Annotated in this window: 17 protein-coding genes; 2 read left to right on the top strand and 15 right to left on the bottom strand. The window is 71.7% G+C overall.

From position 1 onward, the window contains the following. Positions 1-5 precede the first annotated feature (5 nt). The 10 genes from folK to dacB form a co-directional block, all read right to left on the bottom strand. Positions 6-506, bottom strand: a complete 501-nt coding sequence (folK, locus tag HHX41_RS36075; protein ID WP_169988996.1) for a 2-amino-4-hydroxy-6-hydroxymethyldihydropteridine diphosphokinase — start codon at positions 504-506, stop codon at positions 6-8. After that, entirely contained in the window at positions 503-886 is a 384-nt protein-coding gene (gene folB / locus HHX41_RS36070; protein WP_182909534.1) for a dihydroneopterin aldolase, read from the bottom strand. The genes folK and folB overlap by 4 nt, the downstream gene beginning before the upstream one ends. Beyond that, positions 883-1,311, bottom strand: a complete 429-nt coding sequence (locus HHX41_RS36065) for a nuclear transport factor 2 family protein (RefSeq protein WP_169988998.1) — start codon at positions 1,309-1,311, stop codon at positions 883-885. The genes folB and HHX41_RS36065 overlap by 4 nt, the downstream gene beginning before the upstream one ends. Positions 1,312-1,333: 22 nt before the next feature. Continuing rightward, on the bottom strand, positions 1,334-2,206 hold the full coding sequence (gene folP, locus HHX41_RS36060; protein ID WP_259401573.1) for a dihydropteroate synthase: 873 nt from the start codon (positions 2,204-2,206) through the stop codon (positions 1,334-1,336). 74 nt (positions 2,207-2,280) lie between these two features. Next, entirely contained in the window at positions 2,281-2,877 is a 597-nt protein-coding gene (gene folE, locus HHX41_RS36055) for a GTP cyclohydrolase I FolE (protein ID WP_259401572.1), read from the bottom strand. A gap of 2 nt (positions 2,878-2,879) precedes the next feature. Further along, a complete protein-coding gene (gene ftsH / locus HHX41_RS36050; protein WP_169988999.1) occupies positions 2,880-4,886 on the bottom strand; it encodes an ATP-dependent zinc metalloprotease FtsH in 2,007 nt (668 codons plus the stop codon). A 268-nt stretch (positions 4,887-5,154) separates the two neighbouring features. After that, positions 5,155-5,712: a hypoxanthine phosphoribosyltransferase gene (hpt, locus tag HHX41_RS36045; protein ID WP_310742334.1), complete on the bottom strand. Its 558-nt coding sequence runs from the start codon at positions 5,710-5,712 to the stop codon at positions 5,155-5,157. A gap of 12 nt (positions 5,713-5,724) precedes the next feature. Further along, a complete protein-coding gene (gene tilS / locus HHX41_RS36040; protein ID WP_182909533.1) occupies positions 5,725-6,729 on the bottom strand; it encodes a tRNA lysidine(34) synthetase TilS in 1,005 nt (334 codons plus the stop codon). Positions 6,730-6,914: 185 nt separating this feature from the next. After that, positions 6,915-7,964: a zinc-dependent metalloprotease gene (locus HHX41_RS36035; protein ID WP_169989001.1), complete on the bottom strand. Its 1,050-nt coding sequence runs from the start codon at positions 7,962-7,964 to the stop codon at positions 6,915-6,917. Between the two features lie 57 nt (positions 7,965-8,021). Next, the gene (gene dacB, locus HHX41_RS36030; protein ID WP_310742333.1) at positions 8,022-9,407 is read right to left on the bottom strand and encodes a D-alanyl-D-alanine carboxypeptidase/D-alanyl-D-alanine-endopeptidase; all 1,386 of its coding nucleotides are present in this window, start codon (positions 9,405-9,407) and stop codon (positions 8,022-8,024) included. An 86-nt stretch (positions 9,408-9,493) separates the two neighbouring features. On the opposite strand from dacB, the gene HHX41_RS36025 reads away from it, so the two are divergent. After that, a complete protein-coding gene (locus HHX41_RS36025) occupies positions 9,494-9,991 on the top strand; it encodes an inorganic diphosphatase (protein ID WP_169989002.1) in 498 nt (165 codons plus the stop codon). On the opposite strand, the gene HHX41_RS36020 is transcribed toward HHX41_RS36025, so the two are convergent. The 5 genes from HHX41_RS36020 to HHX41_RS36000 all read right to left on the bottom strand — a co-directional run bounded on the left by HHX41_RS36020 (position 9,992) and on the right by HHX41_RS36000 (position 17,067). Further along, positions 9,992-11,158, bottom strand: coding sequence for a C40 family peptidase (locus HHX41_RS36020; RefSeq protein WP_169989003.1), 1,167 nt, complete (start codon positions 11,156-11,158; stop codon positions 9,992-9,994). It lies immediately after the preceding gene. A 143-nt stretch (positions 11,159-11,301) separates the two neighbouring features. After that, entirely contained in the window at positions 11,302-13,281 is a 1,980-nt protein-coding gene (locus HHX41_RS36015; RefSeq protein ID WP_182909532.1) for an RNA polymerase sigma factor, read from the bottom strand. Between the two features lie 164 nt (positions 13,282-13,445). Further along, positions 13,446-14,543: a saccharopine dehydrogenase NADP-binding domain-containing protein gene (locus HHX41_RS36010; protein ID WP_182909531.1), complete on the bottom strand. Its 1,098-nt coding sequence runs from the start codon at positions 14,541-14,543 to the stop codon at positions 13,446-13,448. Positions 14,544-14,590: 47 nt separating this feature from the next. Then, on the bottom strand, positions 14,591-15,364 hold the full coding sequence (locus HHX41_RS36005; RefSeq protein WP_182909530.1) for an FxLYD domain-containing protein: 774 nt from the start codon (positions 15,362-15,364) through the stop codon (positions 14,591-14,593). Between the two features lie 92 nt (positions 15,365-15,456). After that, positions 15,457-17,067, bottom strand: coding sequence for an ABC-F family ATP-binding cassette domain-containing protein (locus tag HHX41_RS36000; protein WP_182909529.1), 1,611 nt, complete (start codon positions 17,065-17,067; stop codon positions 15,457-15,459). 193 nt (positions 17,068-17,260) lie between these two features. Here HHX41_RS36000 and HHX41_RS35995 point away from each other — a divergent pair, with 193 nt between their 5' ends. Then, on the top strand, positions 17,261-18,577 hold the full coding sequence (locus HHX41_RS35995; RefSeq protein WP_182909528.1) for an NAD(P)/FAD-dependent oxidoreductase: 1,317 nt from the start codon (positions 17,261-17,263) through the stop codon (positions 18,575-18,577). The last annotated feature ends 161 nt before the right edge of the window (positions 18,578-18,738 follow it).

The following is an 18,738-nucleotide window of genomic DNA, read 5'->3' as shown; positions in this document are numbered from 1 at the left end:
GTCGATCAGACCGGGGGTTCGAGCACGAGGTCGGTGCGCAGCCGTACCCCGCTCTGGTCCGTGTCGGCCAGCAGGGCCGCGACCGAGCCGCGCCCGGGCAGCACCGCCCCCGGATCGGCCTGCGCCCACGGGACCAGGACGAACGCCCGCTCGTGCGCCCGGGGGTGCGGGAGCGTGAGCTCGGGGTCGTCGGACATCAGGTTGCCGACCGCGATGAGGTCCACGTCGAGCGTCCTCGGGCCCCACCGCTCCTTGCGCTCGCGGCCGAAGGCGGTCTCGACGCTCTGCGCGCGGTCGAGCAGCGTGCGGGGGTCGAGCATGCTCTCGGCGACCACCACCGCGTTCAGGTACGGGCCCTGCTCGGGGCCGCCGACCGGATCGGTCTCGTAAACCGGCGACACCGCCACGAACGTGAGCCCAGGGGCGTCGAACAGCGAGTCGAGGGCCCCCTGGAGGTTGTCGATACGGCGGCCGAGATTGCTGCCGAGCGCGATCACGACCCTCATGCGCGCCCCCTTCTGATCGTCACCACCACGTCGTCGAACGGCAGCGGGATGGGCGCCGCCGGTTTGTGCACGCTGACCTCCACCTCCTCGACCAGCTGGTGGGCCAGGCAGGCCGCCGCCAGCCGCTCGGCGAGCGTCTCGATGAGGTTGACCGGCTCGCCCTCCACGATGCGGACGAGCTCCCCCGCCAGCGCCCCGTAGTCGACCGTGAGGGTCAGGTCGTCGGCCGCCGCCGCCGGGGCGGTGTCGAAGCGCAGGGCCACGTCGACCACGAACTCCTGGCCCAGCTCTCGTTCAGCGGGCAGGCAGCCGTGCCTGCCGCGGGCCCGCAGGCCCGTCAACCGAACCGTGTCACGACTGGTCGTCGGCCGTGCCGTCAAGGCTCCTGCTCCTCCTCGTCCTCGTCGTCGCTCTGCAGGACCGGTGAGCCGTGGTAGAGCCACAGCCGCCACCCGGTCCCGGTGCGCACGTAGGTGCTGGACGCGACGACCCGGCCGGCCGCGAAGCCCGGCTCGTCGGTGTCGGCGGCCGTCAGGATGTTCTCCGCGCAGGTGACCACGGCGACGTCGCCGAGCACGGTCGTCTGCACGTCGGTCAGCACGAACTGGATGTACGGCGTGTTGGCCATGATGAGCGCCCACGAGCGGAGCACCTCCGACCGCCCGGTCAGCATCGGCCAGCCGGGATGGACGCACATGGCCGGACGTCCCGGGACGTCCTCGATCCAGATCTCCGACATCGTGTCGAGGTCGCCGCTCTCGATGGCGTTGTAGAACGCCTGGTTGAGCTCCTCGATGTCCTTCATCGGCGTCCCTGTCGGCATCTCGTCACCGGCCCTCGTCAGCGTGTCGTACGCCTGCTGCCCGCCAGACCGCGGCCACACGCACCGCATCCGCGTTCGCCCGCACCCGGTGCACCCGCACGCACCAGGCACCGGCCCGCGCCGCGAGCGCGGTGACGGCGAGCGTGGCGTCGTCGCTGCCGTCGAAGGGCCTGGGCTCGCCGTCCGGCCCCGCCAGGAGGCGGCCGAGGAAGCGTTTGCGCGACGCTCCGATCAGCAACGGACGGCCGAGGCGGTTCAGCTCGCCGATGCCGGCCAGCAGGGCCCAGTTGTGCTCGGCGTTCTTGGAGAACCCGAGGCCGGGGTCGAGCACGATCTGCTCCTCCCGCACACCCTCGGCCAGCACGGAGTCGACCCGCTTGCGCAGTTCCTCCGCCACCTCGGTCACGACGTCGCCGTAGATGGCCCGGCTCTCCATGTCGCGGCTGTGCCCGCGCCAGTGCATCACGACGTACGGCACACCGGTCGCGGCCACCACCCGCGGCATGGCGGGGTCGGCCAGCCCGCCGCTCACGTCGTTGACGAGCTTCGCCCCGGCCTCGACGGCCGCCTCGGCCACCTCCGCGCGCATGGTGTCGACGCTGACGGTCACGCCTTCCTGGCTGAGCGCGCGGATCACCGGCTCGACGCGGCGGAGCTCCTCCTCCAGGGAGACGCGGGCCGCGCCCGGACGGGTGGACTCACCGCCCACGTCCACGATGTCGGCGCCCTCGGCCACCAGCTCGAGGCCGTGCCGGATCGCGACGTCGGCGTCGAACCACTGCCCGCCGTCGGAGAACGAGTCGGGGGTCACGTTGACCACGCCCATGACCAGACAGCGCCCAGACTCGGGCATACCGGGCACACTCGCTGCGGTCATGGGGTCAAGACTAGTGCCATGAGGCATGGTGCCCGTCGGGCAGGAGCGCCGTCCCAACCGGCCCTCGCCCGCGCTCAGCCGCGCAGGATCAGCGACATGGCCTCGGCCCGGGTCGCCTCGCAGGTGCGGAAGTCGCCGCGAACGGCCGAGGTGAGCGTCTTGGCGCCGGGTTTGCGCACACCGCGCATGGTCATGCACATGTGCTCGGCCTCGATCACCACGATCACTCCCCGAGGTTCGAGGACCTTCATCAGGCCGTCGGCGATCTGGGAGGTCATCCGCTCCTGGACCTGCGGCCGGCGGGCGTAGACGTCCACCAGCCTGGCCAGCTTGGACAGGCCGGTGATGCGCCCCTTCTCGTTCGGGGTGTAGCCGATGTGGGCCACGCCGTGGAACGGGAGCAGATGGTGCTCGCAGGTGGACATCACCTCGATGTCCTTGACGAGCACCATCTCGTCGTGGTCCGCGTCGAACATCGTGGTCAGCGCGTCCTCGGGGCGCTGACCGAGCCCGGCGAACTGCTCGGCGAACGCCCTGGCCACCCGGGCGGGGGTGTCCCGGAGCCCGTCGCGATCGGGGTCCTCCCCGATCGCGAACAGGATCTCCCGGACCGCCTTCTCGATCCGGTCGTGGTCGAAGCCGGGGGGCGGCCCCACCATGGGTTCGGCCATGCTCAGGCCTCGTCCCGCTGCGCCGACTGGTCGTTGGCCCACGGCGTCGAGCCGGAGCCGCCGGCGGGCAGCGCCTGGCCGTTGCCGTTGGCGCGCTCCTTCGGGGTGATGACCGGAGGACGGTCGGACGGCAGGCGCTTGCCGTATCCGGCGTAGGAGGGCCGCTTCTCCCTCGTCACGATGGGCGAGAAGATCTCGAGGACCTGCTCCCGGGAGAGCGTCTCTTTCTCCATGAGTTCGAGCACGAGGTTGTCGAGCACGTCGCGGTACTGGACGAGGATCTCCCACGCCTGGTCGTGCGCGCTCTCGATGAGGCGGCGGACCTCCTCGTCGATCGCCGAGGCGATCTGCTCGGAGTAGTCGCGCTCGTGGCCCATCTCACGGCCGAGGAAGACCTCGCCGTTGCCGCTGCCGAACTTGCGGGCGCCGAGCCGCTCGCTCATGCCGTACTCGGTGACCATGCGGCGGGCGATGGAGGTCGCCTTCTCGATGTCGTTGGACGCGCCGGTGGTGGGCTCGTGGAAGACGAGCTCCTCCGCGGTGCGGCCGCCGAGCAGCATGGCGAGCTGGTCCATCATCTCGGACCGGGTCGCCAGGAACTTGTCCTCCATCGGCAGCGTCATCGTGTAACCGAGCGCGCGGCCGCGGGACAGAATCGTGATCTTGTGGACCGGGTCGGAGTTGGGCAGCGCGTGGGCCACCAGGGCGTGCCCGCCCTCGTGGTAAGCGATGATCTTCTTCTCCTGGTCCGACATGACCCGGGACTTGCGCTCGGGACCGGCCATCACGCGGTCGATCGACTCCTCCAGAGTCGACATCGTGATGAGCTTCTGATCCATGCGGGCGGTCAGCAGGGCCGCCTCGTTGATCACGTTGGCGAGGTCGGCGCCGGTGAAACCGGGGGTCCGGCGGGCGATCACGTCGAGGTCGACGTCCGAGGCGAACGGCTTGCCGCGCCCGTGGACGCGCAGGATGCCCTTGCGGCCCTCCAGGTCGGGCCGGTCGATGACGACCTGACGGTCGAAGCGGCCGGGACGCAGCAGGGCGGGGTCGAGGATGTCGGGCCGGTTGGTCGCGGCGATGAGGATAACGCCGCCCTTGACGTCGAAGCCGTCCATCTCGACGAGGAGTTGGTTCAGCGTCTGCTCACGCTCGTCGTGGCCGCCGCCGAGGCCCGCGCCGCGGTGCCGGCCGACGGCGTCGATCTCGTCGATGAAGATGATCGCCGGGGCGTTCGCCTTGGCCTGCTCGAACAGGTCGCGGACGCGGGAGGCGCCGACGCCGACGAACATCTCGACGAAGTCGGAACCGGAGATCGAGTAGAACGGCACGCCCGCCTCACCCGCGACCGCGCGCGCGAGCAGGGTCTTGCCGGTGCCGGGCGGGCCGTACAGCAGCACGCCCTTGGGGATCTTCGCACCGATGGCCTGGAACTTGGCCGGCGCCTGGAGGAACTCCTTGATCTCCTGGAGCTCCTCGATGGCCTCGTCGGCCCCCGCCACGTCGGCGAAGGTGGTCTTCGGGGTGTCCTTGGTGATCAGCTTGGCCCGCGACTTGCCGAAGTTCATGACCCGGGAGCCGCCGCCCTGCATCTGGTTCATGATGAACAGGAAGAGCAGGACGACGATGATGATCGGCAGGAAGCTGACCAGCAGGCTCACGAGGAAGTTCTGCTTCGGCACCTCGACCGTCCAGCCCTGGCTGGGCTTGGCCTGGTCGAGCGCCTGCGCGAGCTGGACGCCCTGACCCTCGACCCAGGGCGCCTGGATGCGGTCGGTCGTCTTGCCCGCGACCTCGATGGGCTTGTTCAGCGTCAGCTCGACGCGCTGGTCTTTGTCGACCACGGTCGCGCTCTTGACATTGCCCTGCTGGATCTGCTGGACGACCGTCGAGGTGTCAGCGGTGGCGTAGTTGCCGTCTCCGCCGAACATCGTGGTGACGAGCAGGAGAAGCAATACGATGCCCAGGATCCACAGCAGTGGGCCACGTGTAAATCGCTTGAGATCCATCCGTTGCGGAACCCCGGCGGGCCCGTCCCTTCCTGACCAAGGCCTGCCCCGGGAGAACCCGGGGTCGCGGCATCCCTTACCGCTCCTTCTGGCTACCGCGGGCCGGCCTCAGCGGCCTCCCACGGATATCCGAAGGTACACCCGGCAGCCGCGTCGAGTAACTGCCCGAGCGGCTCCGGCTTTGCCTTTCCAACGTACGTCAGCCAACCCCGTGTTCCCCGACCTGGCGCCCAATAACGCACGATCCGAGGGTCACTTCGCTAAGGGCTTACTCCCCTCCGTACACATGAGGCGCAAGAGTCCCGATGAACGGCAGGTTGCGATAGCGCTCCGCGTAATCGAGGCCGAACCCGATGACGAACTCGTTGGGGATGTCAAAACCTACGTAACGGACGTCCAACTCCACCTTCACCGCGTCCGGCTTGCGCAGCAGGGTGCAGATCTCCACCGACGCCGGGTTGCGCGACTTCAGGTTGTTCATGAGCCACGAGAGCGTCAGCCCGGAGTCGATGATGTCCTCGACCACGAGCACGTGCCGGGCGGCGATGTCGGTGTCGAGGTCCTTCAGCACCCGCACGACACCGGACGACTTGGTCCCGGCGCCGTACGAGGAGACGGCCATCCAGTCCATCTGCACGGGCACGTGCAGCGCGCGGGCGAGGTCGGCCATGACCATGACCGCCCCCTTGAGCACGCCGACGATCAACAGTTCCCTGCCGGCGTAGTCGGCGTCGATCTGGCCCGCCAGTTCCTTGATCTTCTCCTGCAGCTCCTGCTCGGAGATGAGGACTCTGGAGAGATCCTTGCCCATGTCGGCTGCGTCCACCTGGGGTTTTCCTTACGCGAGCGAGAGGTTGTCCACGGCGAACACAAGGGTGCCACAGCGCCTGACCACCCCTACCCCCCCGGGTAGGTCCACCCCCTTCTGCCCGTGCCAGCCGGTCACCAGCCGCTCGACCGCCTCGATGTGCACCGCCGCGAGCGCGGCGGCGTGCGCCCCGGCCTCGACGGCCGCCCGCCGGATGACCCGCCGCCGCACCGCCCCCGGCACGCCGGCCAGGACGGACACGTCCAGTTCCCCGCCGGGGCCCCGCGACTTGGCGTGGACGCTGTCCGCCCACTCGTCCAGGGCGTCGGCGTCGTCCCGGCACAGCCGCGCCGTACGCGCCAGCGCCTCGGCGATCCCCGGCCCCAGCGCTGCCTCCAGCGCCGGAAGAGCGTCGCGCCGCACCCGGACCCTTGTGTACGCCGGATCGTCGTTGTGCGGGTCGTCCCAGGGCCGCAGGCCGAGGGCGTCGCACGCCTGCCTGGTCCGCTCGCGGCCGAGCCCCAGCAGGGGGCGCCGGTAGATCCCGGTGACCTCCGCCATGCCGGACAGCGACCGCGAGCCGCTGCCCCGGGCCAGGCGCAGCAGCACGGTCTCCGCCTGGTCGTCGCGGGTGTGGCCGAGCAGGACCGCGGCGGCGCCCAGCCGGCCGGCCGCGGCGGACAGCGCGGCATAGCGGGCCTCCCGCGCCGCGGCCTCGGGGCCCCCGGCCGTGCCGACCGTGACGGTCAGCGCCTCGGCCGGGTCGAGACCGAGCGAGTGCGCGAGCCGTACGACGTCGCGGGCCCGCCCGGCCGAGCCCTCCTGCAGGCCGTGGTCGACGGTCAGCAGCCCGGCGCGCAGGCCGAGGCGCGGGGCCGCGAAACCGGTGGCCGCCGCCAGCGCCAGCGAGTCGGCGCCGCCGCTGCAGGCCACGAGAACGAGCGGCGGCTCCACCACGTCTCGCGGGACGGCGAGGTCCGCGAGCGAGAGCCGTACGGCACGGCGGACGTCGGCGACGGCGGGATGCGGGCCCATGCGGCCATTCTGGCGGTGCCGCTCGCGGGCCGGGTAACGCCCCGGCCCGGCCGCTGCGTGATCACGAGAGAGGTCCGCCCAGGTCGGCCCAGAGGTGTCCGATTTATTACATGATCACGGATGGATGCGACGCAGGTCAGATGGGGTCTCTGCGACAAACTACAAGATCACGATGGTGGAGGTGGTCAGGTGGAGGTGAGGACGCGGGACATCCAGGCGTGTGGGTCGGCGATCTCCCGGCGGTCGGGCAGGGTCTCCGGCGAGGTCCACACCTTGTTGAACGACTCCATGCCGGCCTCGTCCACGACGGTGCGCACGAAATGGGAGCCCTCGGCGTACTGCTTCATCTTGAGCTCGATGCCGAGCAGCCGGCGGACGAGCTGGTCGAAGCGCGAGCCGCCCTCGCGGCGGCGCTGGAACTTGGCCCGGATCTCGGCCACCGACGGCACGACGGACGGGCCCACCGCGTCCATGACGTAGTCGCCGTGCCCCTCCACGAGCGTCATCACGGCCGTCACCCGGTCGAGCACGGCCTTCTGCTCGGGCGTCTGGATGGCCTCGATGAGGTTGCCCTCGCCGCCCCTGAAGGCGTCGGCCACCGCGTCGGAGGCGGCGCGCAGGCGCTCCAGCAGGGTCGCCAGGTCCATCTCGGACGCGAGGAGGAAATCGGTCATCTGGCCGCGGACGTACTCCCGCAGCCAGGGAACGCCGGTGAACTGCACCCGGTGGGTCTCCTCGTGCAGGCACACCCACAGGCGGAAGTCACGGGGATCGACCCCCAGCTCGCGCTCGGCGTGCACAATGTTGGGCGCCACCAGCGTCAGCCGCCCGGTCGGGGCGTTGCCCGAGGGGTCGGGCGGGAGGAACAGTTCGTACTGCCCGAGCACCCGCGAGGCGAGGAAGGCCAGCACCGCGCCGACCTCGAGCCCGGTGATGCGCGAGCCCACCGCGCCGACGACCGCCGGCACGTTCGACATCTTCTGCGTCAGCGGCTCCAGCACCACCCGGAAGCCGTCCACGTTCGCGCGGATCCACCCGGGGCGGTCGACCACGGTCGCCGCCTCCGGCGGCGCCGAGTCGATGCGGGTGAACTCCCGCACGTGCCCCTCGGCGTCCCGCGACAGCCGCCGCAGTTCGAGGACCGCCTGCCTGGCCTCCTCGCGGCTCACCTGAGGGCCGGGGCGCACGAGGCGCACCCCGGTCGAGACGGCCAGATCCCAGTCGATCACCTGCATACCCACCACCGTACGTTCTTCGCCTTCTCGCCGCGCATGCAGCCGCGAGGGGGACGGTCAGCTTTGGGAGACGATCGTGGCCATCTTGTCGAGCGCGGCGATCGCCTCCGGCGGGTTGGCCACCTGGTCGGCCATGAACGCGAAGGTCAGCAACCGGCCGTCGGAGGTGTACGCGATGCCTGCCAGGGTGTTCACCCCGTTCAAAGTGCCCGTCTTCGCGCGCACCAATCCGGCGCCCGCCCTCGAATCGGACTTCTCATAGCGGTTGTGCAGAGTCCCGGTGAATCCCGCGACCGGCAGGCCGCTGATCAGCGAGTGCAGCTCCGGATGGGCGGAGGACGCCGCCACGGCCAGGATGCGGGCGAGGGCGGTCGGCGTGATCCGGTTCTTCGTGGAGAGCCCGCTGCCGTCGTGGACCTCCACGCCGTCGGTCACGCCGAGGCGGGTGAGCACGCGCCGGACCGCCGCGGGCACGCCCTCGAAGGTGTGCGGGAGACCTTCCTTGACGGCCGCATGGCGGGCGAGCGCCTCGGCCAGATCGTTGTCACTGTGCGTGAGCATCCGCTCGACGAGCGCGTAGACCGGGCCGGACTCGACCCGGGCCAGTTCCTGCGCGGTGGGCGCCGCCCTGGCCGAGTCGACATTCTTGCCCACCTTGATGCCGTTCTTCCTGAGCAGCGAGGCGAACGCGTCGGCGGTGGCCCGTGCCGGGTCCGGATAGCGTGCGCCGTTGCGTGCCCGGCCCTCGTCCATCATGAGCGCGGCCACGGGGGCGACGCTGCCCTCCGGGATGTACGTCGGCTTCCAGCCCGGCGCCGTCCGCGGCCCGGCGAACAGCGAGGTGTCGTACGACAGGTCCACCGAGGCGAGTTTCGCCGCCTTGAGCGCCTTGGCCGTGGTCGAGGCGAGCCGGGCGAGCGACGCCGGCCTCGGGTAGATCCTCCTCTGTTCCGCGGCGCTGGTGGCCGGGCCGGCCAGGGTCGGGTCGCCGCCGCCGACCAGGACGATCGACGTGGCGGAGGTCCCCCGCACGACCCGCGTGGCCAGGCGGGCGTCCGGCCCCACCGTGGCCAGCACCGTCAGCGCGGTGACCACCTTGGTGGTCGAGGCCGGGGTGATGGCGGTGCCCGAGCGGCCGTCGTATATAGGTTCTCCCGTGACGGCGTCGAGCACGATCCCGGCCACGCTGCCGCCCAGTGCGGGGTCACCCATCGCAGCGGCGAGCCGGGTGGTCAAAGTACCCTTGGCGGGGAGAGCCCCGTCCCCCGCCGCGGCCAGAACCGGACCCGCGGTCACCAGGGGGATCGGGGTCGGCTTCGGAGACGCGACCGGAGCCGGGGTCCTGTCGGCGTCATGGGTGACCAAGTAAGTACCCGCGAGGACGACGAAGATCTGCAGCAGGGCGAGGGTGGCCACCACCATCCACCGCTCACGTCGCACCACTACGCCCTCATTTCGCGCCGACCCTGACCACGCCTACGAGACATTAACGCCCACCCGGGAGACCGGGGACTCATGCGGAGGAACGAGTGGAGTTCGACGTTGTCGTTGAGATTCCCAAGGGACAACGGAACAAGTACGAGGTTGACCACAAGACCGGCCGCATACGTCTGGATCGCCTGCTTTTCACCTCGACCCAGTACCCCGCCGACTACGGGTTCATCGAGAACACCCTCGGCGAGGACGGCGACCCGCTCGACGCGCTCGTGCTGCTCCAGGAGCCGACCTTCCCCGGCTGCCTGATCAGCTGCCGCGCTGTCGGGATGTTCCGGATGACCGACGAGAAGGGCGGCGACGACAAGGTCCTGTGCGTCCCGGCGACCGATCCGCGGATGGAGCACATCCGCGACATCCACCACGTCGCCGAGTTCGACCGGCTGGAGATCCAGCACTTCTTCGAGGTCTACAAGGACCTGGAGCCCGGCAAGTCCGTCGAGGGCGCCAACTGGGTCGGGCGCGTCGAGGCCGAGGCCGAGATCCTCGCCAGCATCGCGCGGTTCCAGGAGACCGAGCACCAGGAGCACTGATCAGCCGGGCCGGGTGGCGCCGACGAGATCGTGGCGCCAGATGGGCGAGATGCGCACCACGTCCCCCGTCTGGGGGGCGTGGACCATCATGCCGCGCCCGATGTAGATGCCCACATGATGGATGGAGCCGGGATTACGGCTCAACTGGCCGTAGAAGATGAGGTCGCCGGTGCGCAGTTCCTTGAGGGGGACGTGCCGTCCCGAGGTCCACTGCGTGCCGGTCCAGTGATCAAGTGACACCCCGGCCCGCTGCCAGGCCCGCATCGTCAGCCCCGAGCAGTCGAACCCCGACGGGCCCGCGGCGGCCCACACGTACGGCTTGCCGATCTGTTTGAGCGCCCACTGGGCGGCCTGCTCGCCGGGCCCCGACCCGAGTCGCCCCGTCCACGCCGGCACCGCCAGGCTTCTGCTCGCGGGGAGGGACACCCTCCTGGCGGCCTGCCGTGCCTTGGTCCTGGCCTGTTTCAGCTCGTCCACGCGCTCACGGGCGACCTCCAGCCGTTTGGAGATCTCCGTTTTCTCCTGCTCGATGCGTTGGGTCTGTTCGAGCTGTTCCTCGACGGCCCGCTGTGCCGCGTCCTTCGCCTGCCGCACCTCGTCGGCGCTGCGCGACTGCTCGGAGTAGGCGCGGGCCGCCTGTTCTCGGAGGATCTCGAAGACCTGTTGCGCGTCTTCCAGGCGTTGCAGCGTGGCGACCTGTTCGTCGCCCAGCTGCGTCAGCACGCTGGCTCTTCGCAGGAAGCCGCGCATGTCGTTCAGACCGCCGAGCATCGCCGCGGTGGACGGCGACAGCCGCAGCCCGCCGTACGCTTCGGCCACCCTCGCCGCCACCTCGCCGCGCAGCCGGTCGACCTGGCCGGCCGCCTGGCGGACCCGCCGCGCCGACTGCTCGTACGCGGAACGCGCCTGCTCGAGCTGGACGAGCTCCCCGTTGTAGGCCTCCACGAGCCGCTCGGCCTCGGCGTTCAGCGTCTCCTTGCCGGCCTGCGCGACCGCGAGATCGGCCTCGGCCCTGCCCAGTTCCCGTACGCGCTCCTGCACCTGCTGCCGCGCCTTGGCGACGTCCTTGGCCGAAGGCTTCGGATCGGCTCCGGCCGGCGCCCCCAAGGTCAGGACGAGACTTGACCCGAGCCCGGCGACCAGCCCCGACGCTCTGAGGAGTGGCATTACTTCCCCTTCCTTGCTCCACTCCCCTCACTTCCCGGCGACTACTCTCCGTACACATCTAAGTCACGCCCAGTAATCCACCTATGCGGTGGGTCGTCCCGATAAGGCAGGGAAAGAGGTGGGCCGGTGTCCGGAATAAGCCTCTATGTGGTCTTCGGGTCGGCCGGGGCCGAGCCGCCGCCGGGACCGTGCCCGCCGCCGGGACCGTGCCCGTCTCCGGATCCGCCGGAGCTCCCCGCCGCGGGGCCGCCGGCCGCGCCACGACGCTCGGTGTCTTTCGGGGTGCTTTCCCGGGTCGCGCGTACGCCCGGCGGATCGCCGTCCCGCCCGGGACCCGGGCCGTCACGGTGCGAGCCGTCCCTGCCGGACCCACCGCGGTCGGGCTCTGCGCGTCCCGGGCGCTCGTGGGCGGCGCCGCCGTACCGGGCGGGCCACGGCCCGGGGAGGGGCCGGGCGCCGCCTCCGGCGCCCCGGGCCTCGTACCTGCCGCCGTGTCCGCCGCCGTGTCCGCTGCCGTGTCCTCCGCGTACGGGCGGAACCGCCGGGGGTCCGCCGTGGTCGCCGGAGGGCCCGTGGGAGGGCTCGGGAGTCGGCGGGCACTCCCGGTGGGGACGGGGGTGGTGCTGGTGGTCGCGCCAGGGCGGACGGTGTCCCGGCCAATGCGCCGGCGGCGGCCCGCCCCTCGGCCGGCCCGAGCCGGGACCGCCGGAGCCCTGCCCGTCGGAACCCTGCCCATCGGAGCCCTGCCCATCGGAGCCTGAGCCACCGGGGCTGGGCTCCGTGCCGGGGGTGCCCGGCGTGATGGTGGGCACGGGTGTCGGGCCGGACGGCGAGGCCCCCGGACTCGGCACGGTGGCGGACGGCGCGCCGGTGGGGCGCACGGATGGTCTCACTGTCGGTCGCACTGGCGGTCGCACCGGCGGCGCGGGACGATGCGGCCGTACGGCCGAGGGCGGCGCGGGTGGGGGCAGGGGCGCCGGGCGCGGCAGGGCCACCGGCTCCACGGGCGCGACGGGCTCGGCCAGATCCCGGGAGATCGGGGGCGCGGGCGAGCGCCCCGCGGCCCCTTCGGCCGCGTCATCGGACCCCTCGCGTGACGCGGCGGGCGGGCTGACCGGGGCCTCCGCCGTGGGGAGCCGGTGCGGGGCGATCGTGTCGGCGGCCTGCTCGCGCAGGTCCCCGGCGAACTGGGCGAACACGAGCGCGATCGTCGCCGCCGCCGCCAGGGCGGCCACGGCGCCGGCCACGGCCTGTGCCAGCCTGCCCTCGCGGCGGCCGGCCCTCGGGTAGCCCGCGGCGTTCAGCTTGCCCACGCGCTTGGCGACGTACCGCCGGTAGGGAACGAGCTCGGGATCGATGAAGCTGCTGAGCACCCGCACCCGCAGCGTCTCGGGCAGGGCGACCTGGGGGAGCAGGCCGAACACCTTGGCCGCGGAGATCTGCCGGACACGCTGGCGTCCGCAGATCTCGCAGCGCGCGAGGTGCCGGATCAGCTGGGCCCGCGTCTGCGGGGTGAGTTCTCCCGTGAACCCCTCGAGGATGGCGGACGCCCGCTCGCAGTCGTGGGTGGCGCGCCTGGCCAGGATCTCGGCGGTCACCGTCTCACGCAGGCGTTCGGTGGCCGCGTCGAGGAGCCCTTCGGCGTACCGCTCGCCCGTGCCGAGCACGGCGGCCAGGTCCTGGCCGGTCATCCCGTGCCTGGCCGCGAGTTCGAGCACCTCCCGGTCCTCGGGGGACAGCGCCCCCACGGCGCTGGCGGCGACGACGCGCAGGTCGGTCCCTTCGGCTGTGGCGCCGTCGGCCGCGACACCGGGGAAGGGCAGGGTGGCGACGGGGACCGGCCCGGTGCCGGGCCCGTCCTCCGGCCCGGGCGTGCGACGGCGCATGCACTCGCCCCGGGCCAGGGCGTACAGCCAGGGACGGAACCTGTGCGGATCGGCCAGCGAGCCGACGAGGGCCTCCGCGGCGATCAGCGTGTCGCGCAGCGCGACCTGGGCGGCGTCGGGCCCGGCCAGCAACGTGCGGCAGTACCGGTAAAGGCTCTCCGCGTATGTGTCGTAAAGGGCGGCCAGCGCTCCCGGATCCCGGGCTCGCAACGCCTCGACCAGGACGCCATCATTCATATAACGGAGCGTAAATGCTCGGTAACTCCCCGCTCCACCCATTCAGGCGAAGTCGCGTAACTACACGGAGGACTTTTACGCTCCGCCAGCCAAACGAACTGCCGCGATTCGCCGTCTTATTGCGCAATCAATCACGATAAATCCGGTCAACCGACCGGACGCCATCACTCCCGTACGGTCATTCCCGCCTCGGCGCACCCGCGAATGAGGTTCTCCAGCCCGAAGGCGTCCACGGGCCCCAGAGCGCCGGTGCCGTGCACGCCCTCCGCGAGCGCCGTCGCCGCCCCCCAGGCCAGCACCCCGGCCGTGAACTCGTACGGATCGCCGCCGGCGACGTGGACGGCGGCCAGGCGGCGGCCTTCCGCGTCGTACGCCTCGGCCACGATGCGCGACGACACACCCGTCCCGGCCGGCCCGCCGCCCCCGCCCGTACGCAGCACCCGGTCGGCGAGCGCCTCGGTCGCCCGCCGGACCCCGGGCACCGCGCCGATGACGGGGGTCGCCCTGGCCAGCACGCCCGCGACCCTGGTCAACCCGCCCAGCCAGCCGAGGTAGACGTTCACCTCACGCAGACCGGCGTGCGCGGGCGGCAATGTGAAGTGCTCGGAGGCGCCGATGGACAGGCCGTGCCGGACACGGCCGTCCACGACGAACCTGCGGGTGCGGCCGTGCTCGGGGACGATGCGGCCCTCGCGGAAGCCGTACATCGGTTCGAGGATCATTCCCAGCGCCGAGGCGCGGGTCCCCGCGCTGGCGCGACGGGCCATGCCGCCCTCCACGAAGTAGCCGACGTCCACCCGGACGGCCCCCGGCCCGGCCTTGCCCAGGGCCAGGGCCGCGGCGAGGTTGCCGGGCACGTAGTCGTACCCGAAGGCGGTGATCAGGGCGGCGCCCCTGGCCGCCGCGGCGGGGCCGTACCGCTGGAAGATCCGCTTGATGAAGGTGGGCTCTCCGGTGGTGTCGAGGTAGACCGCGCCCGCCTCCGTCGCGGCGGCGACCGCGGCCTCTCCCCACCGGACGAACGGGCCGACCGTCGAGATCAGCACGTCGCCGCGCGCGACGATCCGGCGTACGGACTCGGGGCGGCCGACGTCGGCGACCGCGATGGGCAGATCGCCGCCCAGCGAGTCGGCGAGGGCGGTCAGCCGCGTCTGGTCCCGGCCTGCGAGCAGCGGCCGGGCCCCGCGCGCGACGAGCGCCTCGGCGGTGAGCCTGCCGGTGAAACCGGTGGCTCCGAACAGCACGATCCTGGGGGTGGCCATCCCGCTACGGTAACCCTCCCCTCCCGTCAAGATCGGCAGTGGGCCGCTCACTGGCGCCGGTCGTTGGGCGGCGGATACCCGCGGTCCTTGGCGAACGGCTCCGTCGTCGGCGCGACCGTGTGCAGCGGGACGGCCCCGGCCCCGGCCAGCTCCTCGTACGTCTTGGCGGTCGAGCCCCAGGTCGTGGCCTGCACGTCGGTCGCCCCGACGGAGCCGCGCACGCCCTCGACCGTGATGACGAACCGGCGCCTGGCGCCCGGCCGCACGTCGTCCACGTACGTCGTGGCCCCGCCGACGAGGGTGCCCGCGGCGTCGCGCAGCAGGGCCGTGACGGCGAGGCCGCCGGCGGGCTTGCGGAACGGGTCCAGCACGTAGCCGGTGACGAGGTAGGACCCGTTCTTCAGCTTGTCCGTGCGGACATCCGAGATCGGGAACTTGAGGAACGCCGACGGGGTGCGCGGGATCGGCCGCCACGAGGCGGGACGGTAGTCGATCTTCACGCGGACCGGCTGGGCGGTGGCCGTGACCTGGCCGCTGAAGGCCAGCGGACGGCCGGGCGGCACCGCGTCCAGCGGCTGTTCCAGGTGCACGACCTCCTTGCCGCCGGCGTCGACCGCCGTGACCACGGCGACGGCGTTCTCCCCGAAATGCCATCGGTTGGGGTTGCTCAGCACCCCCGCCCAGCTCACCGCGTACCCGGCTCCCGAGCGCACGATCGAGGACACCTGTTCCTTCAGGGCCAGCGGTCGCGGGCCCTCCTGATTGTCATTCCTCGCGCACGACGCCATCGCCAGCGCGGCGATGACGAGTGCGGCGGTCATGTGGCAACGTCGCGTCACTTAGCCGTCATAACCCCTGAATGGGACGCCGCCTCCGGGACACGCGCGATCCCGCAGGTATCTTTACCGCCCGTCTATCGGGGGCGGACCACCCGGGTCTCGTCCCAGACGGGCTCGGGCGACTCGTAGACCCTGCCGTCCGACCCGAAGACGAGGTAGCGGTCGAAGTCGGCCGCGAACCAGCGGTCGTGGGTCACCGCCAGCACGGTGCCGTCGAAGGCGTCCAGGCCCTGCTGCAGGGCCTCGGCACTGGCCAGGTCGAGGTTGTCGGTCGGCTCGTCGAGCAGCAGCAGCGTGGCGCCGGACAGTTCGAGCAGCAGGATCTGCAGCCGGGCCTGCTGGCCGCCCGACAGCGTCTCGAACCGCTGCTCGGCCACCCGGCCCGCGAGCTCGTAGCGGGCCAGCGCCTTCATCGCCTCGTTCTTCAGCCGGGCGTGCTCGGTCATGACGATCTCGCAGGGCGTACGGCCGGCCAGTTCGGGCCGGGCGTGGGTCTGGGCGAAGTGCCCGGAAACCACCCGCGCGCCGAGCCTGACGGTCCCCGTGTGCCGCACGCCCTCCCCCGCGAGGAGCCGCAGGAAGTGCGACTTGCCGGAGCCGTTCGAGCCGAGGACGGCCACCCGCTCGCCGTACCAGACCTCGAGGTCGAAGGGCTTCATGAGGCCGATCAGCTCCAGGGCCTCACACATCACCGCCCGCTTGCCCGTACGGCCGCCGCGCAGGCGCATGCTGATGACCTGGTCCTTCGGTGCGACCTCCGGCGGCCCGGCCTCCTCGAACCGGCGCAGCCGGGTCTGGGCGGCGTGGTAGGCGGGGGCCATGCCGTCGTTGTAGGTGGCCTTCTGCTTGAGCATGACCACCAGGCGCTTGAGCTTGGCATGCTCCTCGTCCCAGCGCCTGCGCAGCTCGTCGAGCCGCTCGTTGCGCTCCCGCCGCGCCTCGGCGTACGTCGTGAAGCCGCCGCCGTGGATCCAGACGTTGCCGGACTCGACCGTGACGATCCGGTCGGCGGCGTTGGCGAGCAGCTGGCGGTCGTGGGAGACCAGCAGCACGGTCTTGGGCGTCTCGCGCAGCGCCGTCTCCAGCCACACCTTGCCGGGCACGTCGAGGTAGTTGTCGGGCTCGTCGAGCAGCAGCACCTGGTCGGGGCCGCGCAGCAGCGCCTCCAGCACCAGCCGCTTCTGCTCGCCGCCGGACAGTGTGGCGACCTCGCGATACTTCACCCGGTCGTACGGCGCGCCGAGGGCGGCCATCGCGCAGGCGTCCCAGAGCACCTCGATGTCGTAGCCCCCGGCGTCGCCGTAGTCGGTGATCGCCTGGGCGTACCGCATCTGGGTCTTCTCGTCGTCGCGCTCCATCATCACGAGCTCGGCGGCGTGGAGCCGTTCCGCCGACGTTCTGACGCGCTCGGGCGCGACGCTGAGCAGCAGGTCCTGGACCGTACGGCCGTCCCGGATGTTGCCGACGAACTGCCGCATCACCCCGAGACCGCCCGAATGGGCCACGGTGCCCTCGACCGGCTGGAGATCGCCCGCGATCATCCGGAGCAGGGTCGTCTTGCCCGCGCCGTTCGGACCGACCAGGGCCGCCTTGACGCCCTCCCCCACGCGGAACGACACGTCGTTCAGCAGCATCCTGCCGTCCGGCAGCACATGCGTCAGATGCCCGACCTCGACGTGCCCCACCAGCTGTCCCCTTCCCGACTTCGCGGAGAGGCTACATGCCGCCTTCCAGGCCCGGCACTCCATTTTCGCGTGGCGTGCCGTCGCCGGATCGCCGTACCCGAAGGACGGACAAGACCGCACTCTCGCGGATTCACGCCTCGGGCGGCCGCCCACACAATGACGCTGGCATGTTCTCCAGCGGCAGGGGTGCGCGATGGGACGTACAACCGGTCACGCCGTGGTGCTCGGGGCGAGCATGGGCGGCCTGCTCGCCGCACGGGCGCTCACCGAGACGTACGCCCGGGTGACGCTGGTCGAACGGGACGAGCTCCCCGCGGAGCCGCTGAACCGGCGCGGCGTGCCGCAGGGCCGGCACGTCCACGTCCTGCTCCCGCGCGGCTCCCAGGTCCTCGGCTCGTTCTTCCCGGGTCTCGCCGGCGAGCTCGGCCTGGCGGGGGTGCCGCACACCCAGCTGGCCCGGCAGATCAGGTTCGTCGTCTCCGGCCACCGTCTGACCCGCGGCCGCCCCGGACCGGTCATGCTCCAGCCCACCCGCGCCACCCTGGAACACGCCGTACGCCGCCGGGTCGCCGCTCTGCCCGGTGTGGAGTTCGTCCAGGGCTGCGACGTCTCCGGCCTGGTCACCTCCGCCGGCCGGGTCACCGGCGCCCGCTTCGTCCGCCGCTCCGGCGCCGGCGGTCAGGAGGAGACCGTCGAGGCCGACCTGGTGGTCGACGCCCTCGGCCGGTCGGGCCGGTCCGTCGAATGGGTCTCGCGGCTGGGCTATCCCGCCCCGGCGGAGGAACGCATCAAGGTCGGCATCAAATACGTGAGCTGTTTCTTCCGCACACCCCCCGGCGCTCTCACGCCCGAGCAGGGCGTCCTGGTCGGGCCGGTCCCCGGCCGCACGCGCGGGATGGCCTTCATGGCCTGCGAGGGAGATCGCTGGCTGCTCACCGTCGCCGGCATGGCGGGCGACCATCCGCCCACCGACCCCGACGCGCTGGTCGACTTCGCCGGGACCATCGCGCCACGCGACGTCCACGACGTCATCGTGAGGTCGGACCGCCTCTCCGACCCGGTCACCCACGCCTTCCCCTCCAGCGTCCGCAGACGGTACGAGAAGCTGTCCGCGTACCCGGAGGGTCTGCTCGTCTTCGGGGACGGCCTGTGCAGCTTCAACCCCATCTACGGTCAGGGCATGACCGTGGCCTCTCTCCAGGCCGAAGCCCTGCGGGCCTGCCTCGCCGCCGGGCGCGGCGACCTGGCCCACCGCTTCTACCGCGCGGCGGCGAAGGTCATCGATCCGGCCTGGCAGCTGTCCGCCGCGGGCGACCTGGCCCTGCCCGAGATCACCGGACCCCGCCCGCTCCTCACCCGTCTGATCAACCGCTACGTAGCGAGACTGCACCGCGTGGGCGCGACCGACGTGGCCGTGGCCGACGCCTTCTGGCGCGTGGCGGGCTACCTCGACCCGACCCCGGCCCTGTTGCGTCCCCGCGTCGCCCTGCGTGTCCTCACCCGGGGGTAGGACGTGCGGCCGTGATTGGCCGCCGCCGGCGTGGGCACGATGGGGCGGAGGCTGCCCGTCTCGCGCAGTCTTTTGCCCAGTACCGGATTTTCTTGACCCGGTGGCGAATCACACGGAAATAGCCTGGCTTTTCAGGGCATTTCCAAGCCAAAGGGGCGGGA

It is taken from the genome of Microbispora sp. H13382, assembly GCF_014161445.1.
Taxonomy (GTDB): Bacteria; Actinomycetota; Actinomycetes; order Streptosporangiales; family Streptosporangiaceae; genus Microbispora.
Note: the sequence above shows the minus strand (reverse complement) of the source record. Positions and strands in the feature narration are given on the sequence as shown.